The following is a 20,705-nucleotide window of genomic DNA, read 5'->3' as shown; positions in this document are numbered from 1 at the left end:
GGTTAGCGGGTCACGATTTCGTGGTTGACGGTGTCCTGGACCTGGGAGAGCAGATCGAGGCGGAGCGCCAGCCACAGGGTGAACTGATTCTCCGGTTCCCGGATGTCCATGCCGATGAGCCGTGACGTGCGATCGAGCTTGGCGATCATCGTGTTGCGGTGGATCCGGAGGCGCCGCGCAGCGGCGTTGACGTTGCCGCCTTCTTCGAGGTAGGCGAACAGCAACTCCTCGGTGTCGGCGTGTGAACTCGATGCCCGGAGGGGGCCGAGGACGTCGCGGATGAGCCGCCGGCTCTCGTCGGTGTCGGTGGCGCGGGCGAGGACACTGAATCCCCGCAGGTCGTTGTAGGCCACCGAACCGGACAGCCCGAGTCGCTGCGCGATGCCCAGGGTGATGCGGGCCTCGCGGTAGCTTTCGCCGATGTCGCGGGCGCCCGCCGCCGGGCGGCCGTGGGCCACGGGGATCCGCTGGCCCAAACGGGTTTCGAGATCGAGCGCCATGGCGTGCGCATATTCGCCGATCTCCGATTCGACGCCGGGGGCGTCGGCGGAACTGAGGGATCGGATCACCACGAGCACGTCGCCGATGACGGTGACGTGGGAACGAACGCCCGGACGTGGGAGCACGCCGGCGGCGTAGCGGGCCAGCCGGACCATGCTCGCGCCGGGCCGTCCCGCCGCGCGGTCGACGAGACCGGGAGCGACGAACACGATGTAGTGCAGGTCCAGATCGATCTCGTGCAGTGCGGCCCGGGTGCGCAGGTCGTGGTCGTTGGCGAAGTTGCCGTGCACCAGGGCCTGAACGAAGTCGCCCCGGGCCCGCTCCTCGGCCTCGTCGACGCTCCGCTGCCGGAGCATCTCGGTGCCGATGATCGTCCCGGCCTGCTCGACGACCACCCGGTGCTGCGCGATGTCGTGCCTGCGCGGGTTGGCCCCGGGCACGACGACCACCACCCAGCCCTCGTAGCGGCCTGCCAGTTGCATCGCCCCGGCGACCGCCGTGGTGGGCGCGATCAGTCCGTCCGGATGCTCCAGGCGGATCACATGCACGTTGTGCATCCGTGCCGGTGGCGATTCCTCCAACCGCGGCAGGGCGTCGGCGAGCGCGTCGAGCAGGGCGACGGTGCCCGCGTCCTCGGCGTCCGGAAGTCCGGCGTGCGCGAGAAGACGCCCCCGGACGTCCAGCGCGACGGCGACGTCCGAGGTCAGCGCCGCGACCTCGCGGATCAGCATCGGCAGTCCCGCCCCACGATGCAGCAACCCCGCGAGCGACTGATGCACGGTGAGCGCATAACGCATCACGTGCGCTTCCTGGGTGAGTGCGCGCTCGGCGAGCAGGCGGTTGAGGGCGGTGAACCCGACGGGAAAACCCAGTTCCACGACCGTCAGTCCGGGCGGCCAGGTGGTGCCGGCGGGCGCGGACCCGTCGACGAGCAGGACTCCGGCGCCCCGCGCCACCAGCGACTCGAGCTCGCGTCCGGGTGCGGACAGGGTTTCGGGCCGGGTGTACACGGCGACCTCGGCGAGCGAGTCGGGCCTGCTCATCACCTCACCCCACGGCAGGCACCACGTCACCGGACCGTTTAGGGCGTCCGTGCCCGACAGCACCCGGGCCGACGCGAGCAGCGGCTCTTCCAGTAGGCCGCGTAACGACAGTCGCTCGTCGTCCGCGTTCGGCGTGGTGGTGTCGTCCACGAAAGGACCTCCTCGGCTGGAGTCGAAAGGTGCAGTATCGCGGAGCGCGCACTTGCACTGCCTATGCACTATGCCCTGATTTTGCCGAAATTGCCGGATAGTTTGACCATGGTTCTGTCGGCGATGCCGGTGATAGAAATCGGTGCATCACTTCCTCCCGAATACGCAACGGAGAAGACCATGCATCAGGTTCACCGAATCACCCTCGACGACGCACTCCCGCTGCTCGCCGCGGGACGCGCGAAGGCCGAGGAAATCGGCGTCAAGCAGACCCTGTGCGTCTGCGACGACGGCGGCAACGTACTGGCCCTGCACCGGCTACCCGGAGCGCGCCTCACCGGCGTCGACATCGCGATCGCCAAGGCGTTCACCGCGGCCGGCCACGAGCGGGCCACGCACCTGTTCAACGAGGCCCCCGACGGCCCCGCGCTGCCCGGGAACGAGGCATTCGGCATCAGCCACATGCTGCCGGGCAAGTTCGCGGTGTTCGTCGGCGGATTCCCCCTCGTCTTCGACGGCCAGATCGTCGGAGGCATCGGCATCAGCGGCGGAAACGGCAAGCAGGACAAAGCGGTCGGAGCGGCGATGCTCGCCGAGTTCGAAGCACTCGCGGTAGTGCGCAACTGACCACCCCCCGGTGCGCCGACAACGTGCACATCGAAACCGTTCCGACACAGTCACTTCGGCCGTGGTCGTACCGATCGCGAGCCGATACCGTCGAACCTACTCCAGTCGGAGCATCCCCCAACCATTCTCATACGAGGAAGACGAGGCACATCATGACCGAACTACTGGGCAGGGACGAATTCCGCACAGCTCTGGAGAACGCCATCAAGGGCCGCGAGGCGAAGAACGCGTCGTTCAGCAAGGCGTGGGCCGAGGGCAAGCTCGAGAAGCACCACTTCGCTCGGTGGGCCGAGAACCACTACCACTACGTCGGTCCGTTCGCCGACTACCTCGCGAACATCTACTCGAACACCCCCGACAACTTCACCAATGCAAAGGATTTCACCCTCCAGAACATGTACGAGGAGGAACTGGCGGACATCCGGCACACCGACCTCCTCATCAAGTTCGCCGAGGCGTGCGGCACCACGAGGGAGCGTGTCGAGGATCCGTCGAACATGAACGCGATCACCCGCGGACTGCAGTCCTGGTGCTACGCGGTGTCACAGCGTGAACACTTCGTCGTGGCCACCGCCGCACTCGTCGTCGGACTCGAATCGCAGGTTCCGAGCATCTACAAGAAGCAGATCGTCCCGCTGCGTGAGGTGTATGGATTCACCGAGGACGAGATCGAGTTCTTCGACCTGCACATCACGTCGGACGTCGTGCACGGTGAGCGCGGATACCAGATCGTGCTCGACCACGCGGACACCCCGCAGTTGCAGCAGCGTTGCCTGCAACTCGTGCAGTGGGGAGCCGAGATGCGCTTCTCGTACACGAAGGGTCTCTACGACACGTACGTGGCACCGGACCTCACGCTCGCGACCGCCTGACCGTGCGAAGGGAGGGGCCCGGGCCGGGCCCCTCCGGACGCAGGCCGCCCGAGAAGGAGAGAACGATGGAGACGAACTGGACCCGGCTGGTCACCGTGCGCGAACTCGGCCGCCGCCGGAAGCTTCGAGTCGAGGCCGGGGACACCGCGATCGCCCTGTTCCAGACCGACGACCGGATCTACGCCTTCCGTGACCTGTGCGTCCATCAGGATCGGTCGCTCGCGAAAGGCACACTGCTGCACGGGCGCGTGATCTGCCCGGGCCACCAGTGGGCGTTCGACCTCGACACCGGTTACGAGGAAGACCAGGACCTGTGCCAGCCGACCTACGCGGTGAAGGTCGAGGACGACGTCGTCTACGTGGATCTCACCCGCAGCCCCGATTACGCCGAGACCGCGACTTCGCCGGCCGAAGTCGACTGAGAGAGCGAGTGACACCATGACGCTGAACACCATCGTCACCATCGGCGCCGGCCAGACCGCTGCCGTCGCGGCGCGCACCCTGCGGCGCCGAGGGTTCGACGGCAGGATCCTCCTCGTCGGCGACGAGCCGCACGCGCCGTATCAGCGCCCACCGCTGTCCAAGGAATTCCTCGCCGGGCAGGAGGACGGCGAGTCGTTGATGCTCCTGCCCGAACCGTGGCGAGAAAAGCAGAATGTCGAACTCCTCACCGGCAGGACGGTGACGCGGATCGACGCGAGCGGCGGATCGGTCGAACTGTCCGACGGCCGGAGCATCGCGGCCGACGCCGTCCTCATCGCGACCGGCGGCAGGCCGCGCACGATGCCGGTGACCGGCCCCGCGCCGGAACGGGTGCACTACCTGAGGACGATCGACGACGCCGAACGGCTCGCCGCCCAGCTTCGCCCCGGCACCGGGCTGGTGCTGATCGGTGGGGGCTTCGTCGGACTCGAAATTGCGGCCACCGCCCGCACTCTCGGGGCAGAGGTGACCGTCCTCGAAGCGGACGCGGTGCCTCTCGCTCGGATTCTCGGACCCGAGATGGGCGACGTCTGCACGCGGTTGCAGCGCGACAACGGCGTCACCGTCCGCGGCGGCGTCCGCGTCGACACCGTGACCACCCGGCCCGACGGCGTGCTCATCGCCCTCGACGATGGCGAGGTACTGCAGGCCGACGTCGTGGTGGTGGGGATCGGGATCGTCCCCAACGTCGAGGTCGCCCAGGCCTCTGGACTGGCCGTCGACGGTGGAATCCTCGTGGATGCGCAGGGGCGGACGTCGATTCCGCACGTGTACGCGGCCGGCGACGTCGCGGCCCGATTCTCCGACGCGGCAGGCAGACACGTACGCGTCGAACACTTCGACAACGCGAGCAAGCAGGCGGCCGCGACGGCGAACCTGATGCTCGGACGTGTCGGGGTCGTGGACCCCGCACACTGGTTCTGGTCCGATCAGTTCGGCAAGAACATTCAGTTCACCGGCGCCGCCACCTACACGGACCTGGTATTCCGCGGCAGCGCCGACAGCGGCGAATTCACGGCCTTCTATCTGGACCGCGGCGTGGTCCGCGGCGCCTTCACACTCGACCGCGGCGAGGAGATCGGCGCGGCCAGGGAATTGATCGGCCGGGCGATCACACCGGCGAGGTTGGCGGATGAGAGCGTCGACCTGTTCGACCTGATGGACGAGGACGACGAGGAATTGGTGACGGTGTCATGATCGAGGGACTGAATTTCATCGACGGGCAATGGGTTCCGTCGTCCTCGGGTGCGGTGTTCGAGCGGCGCAATCCCGCCGACCACCACGACGTGATCGGCGTGTTCCCCGATTCCACCGAGGCGGACGTGGATGCCGCCGTCGGCGCATTGGCCAAGGCGGCGCCGCAGTGGGCCGCAACGCCCCCGGAACGCCGCGCGGTAATTCTGGAAGGCGCGGCCGCGCACCTCGAGGCGCGGGCGGCCGAACTCGTCGACGAACTCGTCCGGGAGGAGGGCAAGACCCGCGCGGAGGCGACCATGGAAGTCGGTCGCACTCCGATGAACCTGCGCTTCTACGCGGGTGAGGCCCTCCGGACCACCGGCAGTACCTACCCCACCCCGGGCGAGGGACTGGTCATCACCCTGCGCGAACCCGTCGGCATCGTCGGCGCGATCACCCCGTGGAACTTCCCGCTCAACATTCCGTCCCGCAAGCTCGGACCTGCCCTTGCCGCGGGAAATGTCGTGGTGTTCAAACCTTCCGAGCTGACACCACTGATGGGTCAGCGGCTGGTCGAGGCGCTGCTGGCAGGGGGACTTCCAGCCGGGGCCATCGCGCTGGTCCAGGGACCCGGTCGGGCAGGCGCCGCAATCGCGGCGGACGAGCGCGTCGACGCCGTGACGTTCACGGGCTCCACCGGGGTGGGCCGCGCGATCCACGCGGCGGTGGGTCCGTCTCGTCGGAGCCAACTCGAGATGGGCGGCAAGAATCCCGTCGTGGTCCTCGACGACGCCGACGTGGACAAGGCGGCCGCCCTGATCGTCAAGGGCGCCTTCGGGTTGTCCGGGCAGGCGTGCACGGGCACCAGCCGGGTGATCGCGGTGGACGCCGTTCACGACCGGTTGCTGGACCGCGTGGTGGAACTCGCCGGCGAGATCACCGTCGGCCCGGGCGCCGACCCGGGCGTGGGCATGGGTGCTCTCGCGAGCGCGGGGCAGCTCGCGAAATTCCTCGACTACGTCCGGATCGGCCGGGAGGAAGGCGCCGAACTGGTGTGTGGTGGAGTGAGTCTCGACGAGGACCGCGGCTATTTCGCCACCCCGACCGTGTTCGCGGCCGGTAGCCCGGACATGCGGGTGGTGACGGAAGAAGTGTTCGGACCACTGCTGGTCTTCCTGCGGGCCGCCGGTTTCGACGAGGCGGTCGCACTCGCGAACGACACCGAATTCGGGCTCAGTGCCGGAATCGTCACCAACGACGTGACCAGGGCGCTCGCGTTCGCCGGCCGGTCCGAATCGGGGCTGGTGAAGATCAACCAGCCCACCACCGGCATGAGCATGAACGCGCCGTTCGGCGGGTACAAGGCGTCGAGCACGCAGACCCACAAGGAACAGGCGGGGGACTCGATGATGCAGTTCTACCAAGCCGAAAAGACCGTCTACCTCAGCCCTTCGGCCTGAGACCTACCCGTCGACAGAGGGAGAAGACCATGGAATTCACTCGCGTTGCGCGCTCCGGACAGGTTTCCGAAGGCATCGTGCGCCGCTTCTTCGCCGGTGAACACGAGTTCGCCGTGGCCCGCCTGAACGGGAAGGCCTACGCCACATCGAACTACTGCACGCACCTGGACTGCCTGCTCTCGTCCGGGAAACTCGTGGACGACGGTATCGGATGTTCCTGCCACGGAAGCGTATTCGATCTGGAAACCGGGGAACCCGTGTGCCCGCCGGCGACGGTAGCCATCAAGACGTACCCGGTCGAGGAACGCGACGGTGAGATCTTCGTCGGCATCGACCCCGAGGACACCAGTTCCATTCCGCGCAGGCGCGCAGCGCGGGGGTGCATGAAGTGAACCCTCGACCGTCCACCCTCTCCACCGACGGCATGGTCTCGTCGAGTCACCCCGCGGCGAGCACGGTCGGTGCGCGCGTACTGGCCGACGGCGGCAACGCGATCGACGCCACGCTGGCCATGGCCGCGATGACCTGGCTGACGTTGCCCGGCCAGTGCGGGATCGGCGGCGACGCGTTCGCCGTCGTCCGCGAACCCGACGGATCGGTGTGGACGGTCGGGGGCAGCGGCTTCGGGCCCGACGGCGCCGACGTCGACTTCTACACCGACCGCGGGCTCCGGTCGATTCCCCTCGACGGGGCGCTGGCGGTAGCGGTTCCCGGAGCGCCTGCCGCCCTCGCCGCACTCCACGCGGGTGGGGCCACCCGCTCGCTCGCGGATCTCTGGGCGCCCGCGGTCCGCGCGGCCGAGAAGGGGCTGCCCTGCTCGGCCAAGACCCGGGACGACGTGCGGGAGGCGCAGGCCGCGATCGCCGCCGACCCCGGACTACGTGCCGTGTATCTTCCGGACGGGCGGTTGCCGCAGGTCGGTGAGCTGCTGCCGCAGCGCGACCTGGCCCGGTTCCTCCGCGAACTGGCGCGCGACGTGCCTGGTTTCTACACCGGCTCGTTCGCTCGGCGGGCCGTCGACGCGCTCCGCGCCGGAGGGGCGCCGTTCAGCGGGGGCGAGTGGGCGGCCGGCGCCGACGTGCGCCCGGAGTCCGCGATCAGCGGCCACTACGCCGGCGCGGTCGTGCACCAGACGCCGCTGCCCACACCCGGATGGATGGTGCTCCAGCAGGCGGCGTTGAACGACGGCGTCGTCGGCTTCTCCCCGTGGCTCACCGCTCCGGCCGTCGACCGCATGGCGAGAGCGGCGCGTCTGGCCTTCGCGGACCGGTTCGCGACGTGCGGCGCCGGCAACGACGGGTGGAGGGCGGTCCTCGATCCGGCCGCGATCGGGTCGGCGCGGGACCGACTGGACGGCCGCCGGGCGTCGTCGGGCGCCTTCACTGTGAGCGCGGGAGACACCACCTCGACCGTCGCGGTGGACTCCGACGGCCGTGCCGTCAGTTTCATCCACTCCCTCGCCTTCACGTTCGGCGCCAAGATGACGGTGCCCGGCACCGGGGTGGTGCTGAACAATCGATACGGTCGCGGGGCCTATCTGATCCCGGGACACCCCAACGCCGCGGCGCCGCGACGCAAGCCGCTGCACACCCTCAACGCGTGGGTCGTCACTGACACGTCCGGGAATCTGCTGCACGTCGGCAACACCCCCGGCGGGGACGGGCAGGTGCAGTGGAACATGCAACTGATCTCGCACCTGCTCGATCACGGACTCGACCCGGCGGAGGCCGTCGCGGCCCCCCGCTTCACAGTGTTCCCCGGCAGCGACGCCGACGTGGTCGGCCGCCCGGCGGAACTCCGCTGCGAGTCCCGCATCCCCGAGGACGTGCGTGCCGAGTTGGAGCGGCTGGGTCACGACGTGGCGGTGCAGGGTCCGTGGGCCGCAGGCGGCAGTGCTCAAATCATCTCCGTCGACACCGCACGCGGACTGCTGTCCGGTGCCGCCGACCCTCGTCAGGAAGGGATAGCGCTCGGTGTCTGAGCCGGAATCCGTGTCCACGGTCCCGCGGCCGCAGGGCCGCTACGTCCCCGCTGTCGTGCACGACGGGATCGCGTACAGCGCGGGGATGACACCGCGCCGCGACGGGGTGCTGACCGTGGCCGGCGTCGTCGGACGGGACCTGGACATTTCGCGGGCCCGGGAGGCGGCCGGATTGGCGGCGAGAAACGCGATCGCCGCCGTCGCCGCGGCCGCCGGTGGCACGGCGGCCATCTCCCGGTGCCTGCGGATGAGCGTCTTCGTCGCGTGTGCCCCGGACTTCCGCGACCTGTCCGCGGTGGCCGACGGCGCGTCCGACGTGCTGGTCGAATGCCTGGGACCCGACGCGCTGCCGGTGCGCAGCGCGATCGGCGTGTACGCCCTGCCGTCCGGCGCGCCCGTGGAGATAGAGCTCACAGTGGCCGTCTCGGCGTAGACCCGGCACCGGTCACAAGCGTATAAATACATCTTGTGTCTATGTTGTATTCCGCCGCGGAGCAGGCCTATCGCGAGGTCAAGGAGCTCATCCTGTCGGGCGGTCTGCCCGGCGGTGAGCTGATCAGCGAGGGCGAGATCGCCGGACGCATGGGGCTCAGCCGCACCCCGGTGCGCGAGGCCTTCCTCCGGCTCGAGGCCGAGGGCTGGATGCGGCTGTACCCGAAGCGGGGCGCGCTCGTCGTGCCCGTCGCGGACGGCGAGGCGGAACACGTGGTTGACGCCCGCCGACTCGTCGAGACGCACAGCGTCCAGGTGCTCGCCGATCAGCCGCACGCCCGTCAACTTCTCGTCGCCCGCCTGCGCGAGAACCTCGCGGAGCAGCGCGAGATCGCCGAGCGAGGCGACGTCGCCGCCTTCAGCGCCGCCGACGCCGACTTCCATCGGATGATCGTCGAGGCAGGCGAGAACCCGCTGCTCGCGACGTTCTACTCCAGCATCCGCGAGCGGCAGCGCCGCATGACGGCACATTCCATCACCCGCGACCCGGGACAGCTGCCCGGAATCATCGCCGACCACGAACAGCTGACCGAACTCGTCGAGGCCGGTGACGCCGCCGGCTTCGACACCGCGGTGCTCGTCCACATGCGCCGGGTCCACGCCCTCAACCCGAGAGGAGTCGCGCGATGACCGCCGTCCGCGAATACCCGACGGAGATGCCGCAGGCCCTCGCGTCGCCGCGCACCTGGATGCTGGTGGCCGCGACCATGTTCGCCGTCGCCTGGGGCGGCAACGAGTTCACGCCGCTCCTCGGCATGTACCGCGCCGATCACGGATTCTCACCGGTGGCGGTCGATCTTTTCCTGTTCGCCTACGTCGTCGGGATCGTGCCCGCGCTGCTCCTCGGCGGACCGCTCTCCGACCGGCTGGGGCGCCGGCCGATCCTGCTTCCGGCCCCGTTCCTGACGGTCGCCGGTTCCGCGCTCCTGGCCCTCGGAGCCGACTCCGCGGCGATGCTCATCGTCGGCCGCGTCCTGTGCGGCGTCGCGCTCGGTCTCGGCATGGCCGTCGGCGGCAGCTGGGTGAAGGAGCTTTCGACGGCGCCGTGGGATCCCGCGGCCACGGACGGTGCGGGTGCGCGGCGGGCCGCGATGAGCCTGACCGGCGGGTTCGGCCTCGGCGCCGGTGTTGCCGGTGTCCTCGCGCAGTGGGCGCCGCTGCCGAGCGTCCTGTCCTACGCCGTGCACAGCGCGATCGCCGTCGCCGCCGCCGTCGCACTGCGGCGGGCACCCGAGACCCGCGCGGCCCAGCCCGCCTCCGAACGAGTCTCCCTCGCCCGCGACCTCGCGATCCCGTCCGCCGCGCACAAGCGGTTCCTGTTCGTGATCGTGCCGCTCGCGCCGTGGGTGTTCGGCACGGCGGCCGCCGCCTACGCGGTGCTCCCGTCGCTGATGTCCCGGAACACAGGTGGGCTGCCGCTCGCGTTCTCCGCGCTCATGTGCATGGTCGGCCTCGGGGCGGGATTCGCCATCCAGGCGCTCGGCCGCAAGATCGACACTCCCCGCAACGCGCGGGCCGTCGTGGTCTCGCTCGTGGTCGTCGTCGCCGGAATGGGAAGCGCCGTCGTCGCCGCGTCCGCGCTGACCATCCCGCTCGCGCTCGCCGCGGCCGTCGTGCTCGGCTGCGGATACGGCATGGCGATGGTGTCGGGACTGCAGGAGATCCAGCGGATCGCAGGCCCCGACGACCTCGCCGGACTGACCGCGGTTTTCTACTCGCTGACGTACCTGGGATTCGGGACGCCCGCCGTGATGGCCTATCTGTCCGAGACGTTTCCGGCGGTGACGTACCCGAGGATGTTCGCCTTCGGGGTGATCGCGGCCGCCGGCTGCCTCGCGCTCGCAGTCACGAAGTGGCGCGCGCACCTGCCGAATTCGGCGGCGGCGTCAGATCACATCGACGGCAGCGTCTTCTCCCCGAGCCACGAATCCCACAGCACGCGCAGCGATTCGTCGGTGTAGTGGGCGGCCAGGTCGGTGAACTGCTCGCTCGTGACGGTGGAGTGGCGATGGACGTGGGTCCACTCGCGCAGCAACGTGAAGAACTTGTCGTCGCCGAGTCGGCGCCGTAGGGCGTGGAGTGTGAGCGCGCCGCGCTTGTAGACGCGGTCGTCGAACATCAGCTGCGGTCCCGGATCGGCGATCACCAGGTCCTGCGGTTTGCGGGCCAGGCCCTGATGCGCCAGCAGAGCGAGCTGATGCGCCGAATGTCCACCGGAGTTCTCCGACCAGATCCACTCGGCGTAACAGGCGAAGCCTTCGTGCAGCCAGATGTCCCGCCACTGGCTGAGCGTCAGGCTGTTGCCGAACCACTGGTGGGCCAGTTCGTGTGCCACCAGACGTTCGGCCCAGCGCCTGCCGGTGCAATGGTTGGCGCCGAAGATGGACAGTCCCTGCGCCTCGAGCGGGATCTCCAACTCGTCGTCCGTCACGACCACCGTGTAGTCGGCGAACGGGTAGGGGCCGAACAACCGGGAGAACACGTCCATCATCTGGGGCTGCCTGCCGAAGTCCACGTCGAACGACGCCCGCAGCCGCGGCGGGTGGACGGCGAACATGGGAACACCGCCGGAACCGAACCTGCGGCGCTCGTACGGCCCGATCTGGATGGTGGCGAGGTAACTCGGCATCGGCTCGGTCTGCTCGTACACCCACGTCGTCTGACTGGCCCGGGTCTGCTTGCTCACCAGTGCACCGTTGGCCAGCGTGTAGTACGGCGAATCGGTCGTGATGGAGATGCGGTAGCTGGCCTTCGAGCTGGGATGGTCGTCGCACGGGAACCACGAAGCCGCGCCGTTGGGCTGACTCGCGACGAGGGCGCCCTCGGACAATTCCTCCCAGCCGACCTCACCCCACATGCTGCGGATCGGTTTCGGCGAACCGCCGTACTGGACGGTGAGCACGAGGGCGCCGCCCGCGGGGATCTTCTGCGCGGGCGTGACGATCAGCTTGCCGTTGCGGTGCAGCCACTTCGTGTTGCGGGAACCGTTGGCCGCGACTTTCGTGACGTGCATGCCGGGCACCAGGTCCAGGGCGAACCGGGACCGTACCGCGGTCGTGACCGCGGTGATGGTGGCCTTGCCCGCCAGCCGGTTGCTGTGGACCTTGTAGGTGAGGTCGAGTTCGTACCGGGACACCCGGTATCCGCGGTTGCCGTTCTGGGGGAGGTACGGGTCGACCGGCTCGTCCATCCCCTTGTCGGACTTCACGTGGCCGCCCAGGGGGCGATCGGGTTCCCCTGCCACCGCGTCGACGGCGGCACGGTGTCGCCGCGCATGACGAGGGAGGCCGGTCCGACCGTGCCGCCTTCGCCGATCCGGGCGGCGGGCAGCGCGACACAGTGCGGACCGAGGGTGGCTCCGGCTCCGAGGATGACGGTGTCCATGGACATGATCCGATCATGGAACAGGTGAGTCTGCACCACGCACCCCCGTTCCACGGTCGCTCCGTCGCCCAGCGTCACGAGATCGGCCTCGGGGAGCCAGTACGTTTCACACCACACACCCTTGCCGATGGTGGCGCCGAGGCCCCGCAACCAGACGTTCAGGACGGCGGTGCCGGTGGCGGCGCGAGCGAACCAGGGTGCGGCGACGGTCTCGACGAATGCGTCCGACACCTCGTTCCGCCACACGAACGAACTCCACAGCGGGTGCTCGATCTTCCCGATCCGACCCACCACCAGCCACTTCGCGATCACGGAGATCAGTCCGGCTGCCGCACCCGCGACGAGGAGCACGAGCCCGCTGGCCAGCGCCGCGAGCCAGAACCCGACGCGGCCGGCCATCACCTCCAGTGCGAACAGCACGCCGAGCCCGATCCCGAACGTCACCATCACCGGAAGGAGACGGCACGTTTCGACGACGGCACGGGCGACCTTGAGCCGGAACGGCGGACGGAACGTGCGGGAGGCGTCGGTGTCGCCGGGTGCCCGCCGGAGGCGGACGGGGGGACTGCCCAGCCAGGAGGAACCGGATTTCGCCTTCGACGGCGTGGCCGAGAGGACCGCGACGAGACCGTTCTTGGGGACCCGGCGGCCCGGACCGGTCATCCCGGAGTTGCCGAGGAACGCGCGCTTGCCGACCTTCGCGTGTTCGATGTGCATCCAGCCGCCGCCGAGTTCGTAGCTCGCGATCATCGTGTCGTCGGCGAGGAACGCACCGTCCGCCACGGTCGTGAACTTCGGCAGCATGAGGACGGTCGACGCTTCGACGTTCTTGCCGATCCGGGCACCGAGCAACCGCAGCCATCCCGGGGTCAGCAGGCTCGCGTACAGCGGGAACAGGAACGTGCGGGCCGAGTCCATGAGCCGTTCGGTGGCCCACACCTGCCAGCCGACGCGGCTGCGGACCGGGTGGTAGCCCTCTCGCAACCGGATCGACAGCAGCCGGACGGACACCACCGTGAGAACGGCGAACACGATGAGGCTGACGAGCGTCGCGACGGGAAGGATCACCAGCGACTGGAGTGCGGCCGCCCCGACCGTGCCCGCGTCGCGGATCCACCACCCGACGACCACGATGCCTGCGACGAGGGCGAAGATCGGCAGTCCGGCGATGAGCATGGACGTCACGCCGAACGCGGGAACCCAGTAGGCCGCGCGGCGCGGGGTCTCCTCGGGCCACGGGTGGACCGCCTTGCCGACCTTGACCGCCGGTGAACCGGCCCAGTGCTGATTGGCCTTGACGCGTCCGAACACGGCGGAACCGGCCTCGACCTCGGCGTTACGGCCGATGGTGGCGCCGGGCAGCAGCGTCGATCGCGCGCCGACCGAGGCGCCGGGACCGATCTTGATCGCGCCGATGTGGACGACGTCGCCGTCGACCCAGTGCCCGGACAGGTCGACCTCCGGTTCGACGGAGCAGCCGTCGCCGAGTTCGAGCATGCCGGTGACCGGCGGCAGGGTGTGCAGGTCGACGCCCTTGCCGACGTCGGCGCCGAGCGCCCGCGCGTAGTAGAGCATCCACGGGGCCCCGGACAGGTTCGCGGCGCCGCTGGCCTCGGTGAGACGCAGCGCCACCCACAGTCGCAGGTGTTCGCTGCCGCCTCGGGGATACGTTCCCGGTTCGAGTCCGCGCAGCAGGATCCGTGCGCCGAGCACCGAGATCGCCATCCGGCCGACCGGGCTGATGAACGCGAAGAACGCGAGCAGAATCCACCACCACGACACCGTCGGCGCCCAGGACACGGTCGTGAACCAGGAGAAGACGTTGTTCGCGATGGCCAGCCACGTCACCCACTGCAGACCGGTGAGCGTGGTGAGCGGGACCGTCGCCGCGATCTGCGCAAGCTGGCTTCGCACCGGAGTCGGGGTGACGATGCGGGGTTCGACGGCGTCGATCGGCGCCAGCTCGTCGAGGTATTCGGCAAGTGAACCGAGCCGCGGATGGTCGTAGAGTTGCGCGACCGTCACCTCGGGGAAGCGTTCGCGCAGCGCCGTGACCAGCTGGGCGGCGGAGAGGGAACCGCCGCCGAGTTCGAAGAAGTCGTCGTCGGTTCCGGTGATCTCGGCGCCGAGAATCGACGTCCACAATTCGGCGACCCACGCCGGAGTGCCCTCGAGGCCCAGCTTCTCCGCGGCGTCGTCGACGCCCGGCGGCGGCCAGGGAAGGGCGTTCCGGTCGACCTTCCCCGACGTCCGAGTGGGGAGTTCGTCGACCAGCACCAGTCGCGGGACCAGCGCGGCCGGGAGTTGCCCGGTGAGCGCGGTGTGCGCGGCTTTGAGGTCGAAGTCGGGATTGGTGCTGGCCAGGTAGCCGACGAGGATCTGATGACCGGCACCGGTCCGGCGCACGGCCGCCGCCGCACCGCCGACGCCGGGGAGGTTCTGCAACGCGTTGTCGACCTCGCCCAGCTCGATCCGCCTGCCGCCGAGTTTCACCTGGTCGTCCGCGCGGCCCTGGAACAGGAGTCCGCGCGTGTCGAGCCGGACCAGGTCGCCGCTCCGGTAGGCCCGATCCCAGCCGAGCGTCGGCATCGGGGCGTACTTCTCGGCGTCCTTCGCCGGGTCGAGGTAGCGGGCCAGCCCGACACCGCCGATGACCAGTTCGCCGACCTCGCCCTCGGGCACGGGTTCGCCTGCTGCGTCGACGACGGCGAGATCCCAGCCGTCCAGCGGGAGGCCGATGCTGACGGGGCTCCGGCCGTCCATCAGGGCGCCGCAGGCCACGACGGTCGCCTCGGTGGGGCCGTACGTGTTCCACACCTCGCGGCCGTCGACGGCGAGGCGTTCGGCCAGTTCGGGCGGGCAGGCCTCGCCACCGAAGATCAGCAGGCGCACGGCCTCGAGGGCCTCGGCGGGCCACAGCGATGCCAGCGTCGGCACGGTCGAGACGATGCTGACGTCGCGGGCGACGAGCCACGGGCCCAGGTCCATGCCGCTGCGCACCAGCGACCGGGGTGCGGGAACGAGGCAGGCGCCGTGCCGCCACGCCAGCCACATCTCCTCGCAGGACGCGTCGAACGCCACCGACAGCCCGGCGAGCACCCGGTCGCCGGGCCGGATCGGGTCTTCCTGCAGGAACATCCGGGCCTCGGCGTCCACGAACGCGGCCGCGTTGCGATGGTTCACCGCGACACCCTTGGGGGTGCCGGTGGAACCGGACGTGAAGATGATCCAGGCGTCGTCGTCGACGGTCGGCGGGCGGGCGCTCGGCGCGTCGGCCCTGGCCGGCGCGGTGCCGGCGACGATCCCGGCACCGGTCACGACGCACCGCACCTGCGCCTCACCGAACACGAGTTCGGCGCGTTCCTCGGGGTCGTCCGCGTCGACCGGCACGTAGGCGGCGCCGACGGCGAGCGTCGACAAGATGGCGACGTACAGCGAGCACGACCCGGACGGCATGCGGATTCCGACGCGATCGCCGGCCCCGACTCCCGATTCGGCGAGGACGTCGGCGGTCTGCCGGATCTCCTCGAGCAGTTCCTGGTACGTGAGCGACGTGGTGCCGTCGTCGATCGCGGGGGCTTCGGGGCTCGCCTCCGCTGTCGCGAACAGGATGTCGACGAGGGTGCGCGGCGCCGGTGCGAATTCACGGCGGAGGAATTCCCGGGGTATACGGAGCGACAGGTCCGAATCCGTCGGCGACTGGAGAGACAATCCAGGATTCCTTCTCTGAGCGGGTAGTGGTGCGTTCGGCTCGTTATCTCACGATCAAGTGGCCAGATGGTGAACAGTTGGTGTTCGGTAGGGCTCCTTCGACCATTCTTCACCTGCTGTTGGAGGTTTCTCGCCGCGGATGTAGAAGTTCGCTCCTTTTCTTCGTCGTCTGGTCAGAGGGAGCACCCGAGTTCCCTCGCATCGAGGAAGGATGACCTCATGTACTACCTGGCATTGCTGGCGGGCGAGAAGAACGCCACCGAATGGGGACCGGACAGTCCGGAGTTCGCCGTGGCGATGGGACGGCATCAGGCGTTCTGGGAAGGGGCGGGCTCCGCGCTCGTCGGCGGTGGGGCGCTGTACCCCAGCGCGGAGGCGGCGACCATCCGGAACGAGGACGGCCGCGCGCTGATCACGGACGGTCCGTTCGCGGAGACGGCGGAGGTGATCGGCGGCTTCTACGTCCTCGAGGGTTCGGATCTGGACGAGGTGCTCGAACACGCGCGCCGCATCCCGGAGGCGTCCGAGGGTTCGGTCGAGTTGTGGCCGATGTTCGAGTGGATGCCCGTGACCGATCAGAAGGGCTGCTGGCTCGCGTTGCTCCGCGAACCGGTGGCGGCGGCCGTGTCGCCGGGCACACCCCAGTGGGACGAGGGGATGGCCGAGCACGAGAAGTTCGGACGCGTCGCCGGTTCTGCCGTCCGCGGCGGTGGAGCCCTGTATCCGCCGGACTCCGCGACGACGATCCGCGTCCGGGACGGGGAACTTCTGCTCACCGACGGTCCCTTCGCCGAGACCGCGGAGGTCGCGAACGGCCTGTACGTGCTGGCTGCCGACGACCGGGAGAGCGCGATCGCGCTGTCGGCGAAGATCCCGGTGTCGCCTAAAGGGTGCATCGAACTCCGGCAGATCGTCGCCGACGCCGAGTGATGGACGGCGACACTCTGAGCCGCGTCTTCCGGGAGGAGTCCGGGCGGGCGCTGGCCACCGTGGCACGGATGGTCGGCGACCTGTCCCTCGCGGAAGACGCGGTGCAGGAGGCGTTCGCCGAGGCGATCCGCAGCTGGCCGGATTCGGGTGTGCCGAACAATCCGGGCGCCTGGATCACGACCGTCGCCCGCAACCGGGCACTGGACCGGTTGCGCCGGGAGTCGCTGCGCGGCGACAAGGAGCACGATGCGGCGCGGCTCGTTCCGCCTCCGGACGAGGAAGAGGTGTGGCCGGTGCGTGACGACCAGTTGCGGCTCATGTTCACGTGCTGCCATCCCGCGCTGTCCTCGGAGTCGCAGGTGGCGTTGACGCTTCGGCTGGTGGCCGGGCTGAGGCCCGCGGAGATCGCCCGGTTGTTCCTCGCCCCGGAACCGACCGTGTCCCAACGGCTCAGCCGCGCCAAGGCCAAGATCCGGACGGCGGGGATCCCGTTCCGGGTTCCGCCCGACCATCTGCTCCCCGAGCGCACCCCGCAGGTGCTCGCCTGCATCTATCTGGTGTTCACCGAGGGCTATTCGGCGACGTCCGGTGACACCGCGATCCGGGACGAACTCTGCGAGGAGGCGCTGCGGCTCGGCCGGTTGCTGTGCGAACTGATGCCGGACGAGGGTGAGGCGTGGGCGTTGATGGCGCTCATGCTGTTCCACGACAGCAGGCGGGCCCAGCGCACCGACGACGCCGGTGATCTCGTCCCCCTCGAGGGCCAGGATCGCAGGTGGTGGGACCGGGCGAAGATCGAGGAGGGCGTCGTGTGCCTGCGGGCTGCCCGGCGCCGGGGAGGCGGTCCGTACAGCGCGCAGGCCACGATTGCCGCCGCCCACGCGAAGGCGCCGAACTGGGAGGCAACCGACTGGGACGCCGTCGTCGCCGGGTACGACGAACTCGCCGCGTATGGCGACTCGCCCGCGGTTCGTCTCAATCATGCTGTGGCCGTGAGTTTCCGGGACGGGCCCGACGCCGGTCTCGCCGAGGTGGACGCCCTCGCCGGGGAGCCGAGGCTCGCCCGGACGCACACCCTGCACGCCACCCGCGCCGACCTGCTGCGCCGAGCGGGCAGGCCGGCGGAGGCGAGCGTGGAATACCGCGCCGCGATCGGACTGGCGGCGAACGAACCGACCCGGCGTTTCCTGACCCGGCGGCTCGCGGAAGTGGACGGGGAAACCGCTGCCGGTCAGATCCGCCCGCGAGGCTGATGCTGGGTGATGCAGTGGATGCCGCCGCCCCGCGCGAAGATCTGCCGGGCGTCGACGGTGACGACGCGGCGACCCGGGTAGACGCTCGACAGGATGTCCCGGGCGAGGGCGTCGTGGGGGTCGTCGAAGCCGCACGCGATGACGCCGCCGTTGACGACGAGATGGTTGATGTAGCTGTAGTCGACCCACCCCTCCTCGTCACGCAGGACCGTCGGCGCGGGCACCTCGACGATCCGCCACGGCGCACCGGACCGGTCACGGCTGTCGGACAGCACCTTCAGGATCTCGGCGGTCACCTCGTGGTCGGGGTGGGACGGGTCGCGCTGGCAGTGCACCAGGACCACCCCTGGCGCGGGCAGGGCCGCCACGATGTCGACGTGCCCCTTGGTGCCGAACTTCTCGGAATCCCGGGTCAGGCCGCGCGGCAGCCAGACGACGTGCTCGGCGCCGATCGCGCGCGCGAGTTCCGCCTCGACACCCGCCGCGTCCAGGCCGTGGTTGCGCAGCGGATCGAGTTGCACCGTCTCGGTGACGAGCACGGTTCCGTGGCCGTCCACCTGAATTCCGCCGCCCTCGTTGACCATCGACGACGGGACCGGCCGGGCGCCCGACCACGCCGTGACGGCCGCGCCGATCGACCGGTCGCGGTCCCAGGTGGCCCACTCCTGCTGTCCCCAGCCGTTGAACACCCAGTCGACGGCACCGAGACGGTCCTCCTCGTCGAGGACGAATGTGGGACCGATGTCGCGCATCCAGGCGTCGTCGAGGGGCGCCTCGACCACGTCGATGTCCGGGGACAGGTACTGCCGGGCGACGTTCCGGTCTGCCGGATCGACGACCATGGTGACCGGTTCGAATTCGGCGATCGCGTGGGCGACGGCCGCCCACGCGGTCCGCGCCTCGTGGGCGTCGTCGGCCGTCGCGGTCATCGACGCCCCGAGGGGCGGAAACGCCATCCAGACCCGCTCCTGCGGTTCCGTCTCGCTGGGCATCCGCCAGGTCATGACCGGGTCTCCGCGGCGGCGACCGTCGACGGGAGGCCGTAGGGGTGCTCGTGGTCGACGGCGTCCGTGAGCCGGGTGTACGTGTCCGGCCTGCGGGTGGTCAGGAACGGGAAGAGGTCGAGCCAGTCCTTGCGCTGATCGAGGTCGAGGTCGGCCACCAGGACCGCTTCCTCGTCGCGGGGAGCGGACACCAGCACCCGGCCGTACGGGTCGGAGATGAAGGAGGAACCGTAGAAGTCGATGCCACCCTCGTTGCCGCACCGGTTCGGGACCACCATGAATGTGCCACTGGTGATGCCGTTTCCGACGATCACGTGCTGCCAGATCGGCTGCGTGTCGAACGCCGGGAAGCTCGGCTCGGACCCGATCGCGGTGGGGTAGACGAGGATCTCCGCGCCGCCGAGCGAGTACATCCGGGACACCTCGGGGAACCACTCGTCCCAGCACGTCGGCAGTCCGAGTGCGGCGCCGCCCAGTTCGGCCGGCCGGTAGACGGGGTAGGCGTCGTCGGCGGGGCCGCCGCGGAAGTAGGTGTCCTCGTAATATCCGGCGCTGACGGGGATGTGCAGCTTGCGGGTCCGGGACAGCAGTTCACCGGACGGCGACACGAGGATGGCGGTATTGAACCCGAGACCGTCCGGCCCGTCGGCCTTCTCGTACAGCGAGGCGTGGACGCAGACCTGGTGACGGGCAGCGGCGGCGGCCGCGAACGTGTAGGTGGGTCCGGTCGTGAGGTCCTCGGCGTCGCGTCCGGGTGTCCCGGTCGCGCGGGTGTCGGCAGGGTACTTCGACAGTGTGAGTTCCGGCAGGAACACCACTTCCGCGCCGAGGGCCGCCGCCTCACCGATCGCGTCGGTCAATGCGGTGTGCAATGCGTCCGCGTCGGCGCGCCAGCGGTGCTGCACCAATCCGACCCGCAGCGGAGTGCGGGCGGTTGCCGTGGAACGTGCTGGGGAGGCGGGTGCGGGCAGCGCGGTGATCGTGCGGATGGTCATCGTTGTTCCTTCGTTCTGGTGGTGACGGGGTTGTCGGTGGTGCGGTTTGGGGGCTCGGACATCACGACGTCGATCGCGCCGAGCAGGTGGGAGCGGGCGTCGTCGGTGGAGATCTCCTTGCAGAGCCACCGCCCGGACAGTCCTTCGACGAGGGCGGTCATCGTGACCGCGGTGCGCCGGGGGTCGAGGGAGGGCGAGATCTCGCCGGTAGCCTGCGCCTGCGTGATCGCGTCGGCGATCTCCGCGACCCACGCGGCGGTGGTCCGCGCGAGGGGCTCCCGCAGCGCCTCCTCGTACACGGCGGAAGCACGTAACTCGTTCCAGGCGAGCGAGTTCTCCACGACCTCGGGGCGGTCCTGGATCTCGCCGAGGAGCGAGCGGGTGAGCCGGTCGCGAGCGGAGTCCGCGGTCCCCTCGCCTTCGCTGCGGTAGTCGCGGGCACGGTCGTTGATGTAGTTCAGGGCAGCCTCGAGCAGGCCGATGCGATCCTTGAAGTGGTAGTACAGCAGTCCCGGCGAGACGCCCGCGACCTCCGCGACGTCGTTGACGCGTAGCCCGCGGATACCTCGCTGGGCAATGGCCGTCGCGCTGGCCTTCAGAATCGCGTCGCGTCGCTCGCTCATCGGGAATCTCCTTCGGTTCG

Annotated in this window: 18 protein-coding genes; 12 read left to right on the top strand and 6 right to left on the bottom strand. The window is 69.6% G+C overall.

All coding sequences use genetic code 11. The annotated features are described in order from the left end of the window. Positions 1-2: 2 nt before the first annotated feature. Positions 3-1,694, bottom strand: a complete 1,692-nt coding sequence (locus CA951_RS27325) for a CdaR family transcriptional regulator (RefSeq protein ID WP_087559801.1) — start codon at positions 1,692-1,694, stop codon at positions 3-5. A 180-nt stretch (positions 1,695-1,874) separates the two neighbouring features. On the opposite strand from CA951_RS27325, the gene CA951_RS27320 reads away from it, so the two are divergent. The 10 genes from CA951_RS27320 to CA951_RS27275 all read left to right on the top strand — a co-directional run bounded on the left by CA951_RS27320 (position 1,875) and on the right by CA951_RS27275 (position 10,746). Beyond that, positions 1,875-2,321: a heme-binding protein gene (locus CA951_RS27320; protein ID WP_072947392.1), complete on the top strand. Its 447-nt coding sequence runs from the start codon at positions 1,875-1,877 to the stop codon at positions 2,319-2,321. A gap of 152 nt (positions 2,322-2,473) precedes the next feature. Next, on the top strand, positions 2,474-3,193 hold the full coding sequence (locus tag CA951_RS27315) for a TenA family transcriptional regulator (RefSeq protein ID WP_087559800.1): 720 nt from the start codon (positions 2,474-2,476) through the stop codon (positions 3,191-3,193). A 65-nt stretch (positions 3,194-3,258) separates the two neighbouring features. Continuing rightward, on the top strand, positions 3,259-3,615 hold the full coding sequence (locus CA951_RS27310) for a Rieske 2Fe-2S domain-containing protein (RefSeq protein ID WP_087559799.1): 357 nt from the start codon (positions 3,259-3,261) through the stop codon (positions 3,613-3,615). A gap of 16 nt (positions 3,616-3,631) precedes the next feature. Continuing rightward, entirely contained in the window at positions 3,632-4,873 is a 1,242-nt protein-coding gene (locus CA951_RS27305; RefSeq protein ID WP_087559798.1) for an NAD(P)/FAD-dependent oxidoreductase, read from the top strand. Further along, positions 4,870-6,312: an aldehyde dehydrogenase family protein gene (locus CA951_RS27300; RefSeq protein ID WP_087559797.1), complete on the top strand. Its 1,443-nt coding sequence runs from the start codon at positions 4,870-4,872 to the stop codon at positions 6,310-6,312. The genes CA951_RS27305 and CA951_RS27300 overlap by 4 nt, the downstream gene beginning before the upstream one ends. A 29-nt stretch (positions 6,313-6,341) precedes the next feature. Beyond that, a complete protein-coding gene (locus CA951_RS27295) occupies positions 6,342-6,704 on the top strand; it encodes a non-heme iron oxygenase ferredoxin subunit (protein ID WP_087559796.1) in 363 nt (120 codons plus the stop codon). Next, positions 6,701-8,293 carry a gamma-glutamyltransferase family protein gene (locus CA951_RS27290; protein ID WP_087559828.1) on the top strand — a complete coding sequence of 531 codons (1,593 nt, stop codon included), beginning with the start codon at positions 6,701-6,703 and terminating at the stop codon, positions 8,291-8,293. Before CA951_RS27295 ends, CA951_RS27290 begins: the two co-directional genes overlap by 4 nt. Further along, positions 8,286-8,726 carry a RidA family protein gene (locus CA951_RS27285; protein ID WP_087559795.1) on the top strand — a complete coding sequence of 147 codons (441 nt, stop codon included), beginning with the start codon at positions 8,286-8,288 and terminating at the stop codon, positions 8,724-8,726. The genes CA951_RS27290 and CA951_RS27285 overlap by 8 nt, the downstream gene beginning before the upstream one ends. A 41-nt stretch (positions 8,727-8,767) precedes the next feature. Next, positions 8,768-9,415 carry a GntR family transcriptional regulator gene (locus CA951_RS27280; protein ID WP_087559794.1) on the top strand — a complete coding sequence of 216 codons (648 nt, stop codon included), beginning with the start codon at positions 8,768-8,770 and terminating at the stop codon, positions 9,413-9,415. Further along, positions 9,412-10,746, top strand: coding sequence for an MFS transporter (locus CA951_RS27275; RefSeq protein WP_087559793.1), 1,335 nt, complete (start codon positions 9,412-9,414; stop codon positions 10,744-10,746). The genes CA951_RS27280 and CA951_RS27275 overlap by 4 nt, the downstream gene beginning before the upstream one ends. On the opposite strand, the gene CA951_RS27270 is transcribed toward CA951_RS27275, so the two are convergent. Next, on the bottom strand, positions 10,677-11,975 hold the full coding sequence (locus tag CA951_RS27270; protein WP_087559827.1) for a M1 family metallopeptidase: 1,299 nt from the start codon (positions 11,973-11,975) through the stop codon (positions 10,677-10,679). The two genes, CA951_RS27275 and CA951_RS27270, sit on opposite strands and share 70 nt — an antisense overlap. A gap of 14 nt (positions 11,976-11,989) precedes the next feature. After that, positions 11,990-15,880 (bottom strand): Pls/PosA family non-ribosomal peptide synthetase, encoded by a 3,891-nt coding sequence (locus CA951_RS27265; RefSeq protein ID WP_087559792.1) that lies wholly within the window; start codon positions 15,878-15,880, stop codon positions 11,990-11,992. 219 nt (positions 15,881-16,099) lie between these two features. Here CA951_RS27265 and CA951_RS27260 point away from each other — a divergent pair, with 219 nt between their 5' ends. Continuing rightward, a complete protein-coding gene (locus CA951_RS27260) occupies positions 16,100-16,810 on the top strand; it encodes a YciI family protein (protein ID WP_087559791.1) in 711 nt (236 codons plus the stop codon). Next, a complete protein-coding gene (locus CA951_RS27255; RefSeq protein WP_087559790.1) occupies positions 16,810-18,063 on the top strand; it encodes an RNA polymerase sigma factor in 1,254 nt (417 codons plus the stop codon). Before CA951_RS27260 ends, CA951_RS27255 begins: the two co-directional genes overlap by 1 nt. On the opposite strand, the gene CA951_RS27250 is transcribed toward CA951_RS27255, so the two are convergent. Genes CA951_RS27250 through CA951_RS27240 form a run of 3 tightly spaced genes read right to left on the bottom strand, consistent with a single transcriptional unit; the run spans position 18,042 to position 20,685 of the window. Next, positions 18,042-19,067 (bottom strand): agmatine/peptidylarginine deiminase, encoded by a 1,026-nt coding sequence (locus CA951_RS27250; protein WP_087559789.1) that lies wholly within the window; start codon positions 19,065-19,067, stop codon positions 18,042-18,044. The two genes, CA951_RS27255 and CA951_RS27250, sit on opposite strands and share 22 nt — an antisense overlap. Next, complete coding sequence (locus CA951_RS27245) at positions 19,064-20,062, bottom strand: nitrilase-related carbon-nitrogen hydrolase (RefSeq protein WP_087559788.1); 999 nt, start codon at positions 20,060-20,062, stop codon at positions 19,064-19,066. The genes CA951_RS27250 and CA951_RS27245 overlap by 4 nt, the downstream gene beginning before the upstream one ends. Further along, the gene (locus tag CA951_RS27240) at positions 20,059-20,685 is read right to left on the bottom strand and encodes a TetR/AcrR family transcriptional regulator (protein ID WP_087559787.1); all 627 of its coding nucleotides are present in this window, start codon (positions 20,683-20,685) and stop codon (positions 20,059-20,061) included. Before CA951_RS27240 ends, CA951_RS27245 begins: the two co-directional genes overlap by 4 nt. Positions 20,686-20,705: the final 20 nt, after the last annotated feature.

The organism is Rhodococcus sp. NCIMB 12038 (genome assembly GCF_002165735.1).
In the GTDB taxonomy this organism is placed as follows: domain Bacteria; phylum Actinomycetota; class Actinomycetes; order Mycobacteriales; family Mycobacteriaceae; genus Rhodococcus_F.
This window is presented reverse-complemented; position numbering and strand designations above follow the sequence as displayed.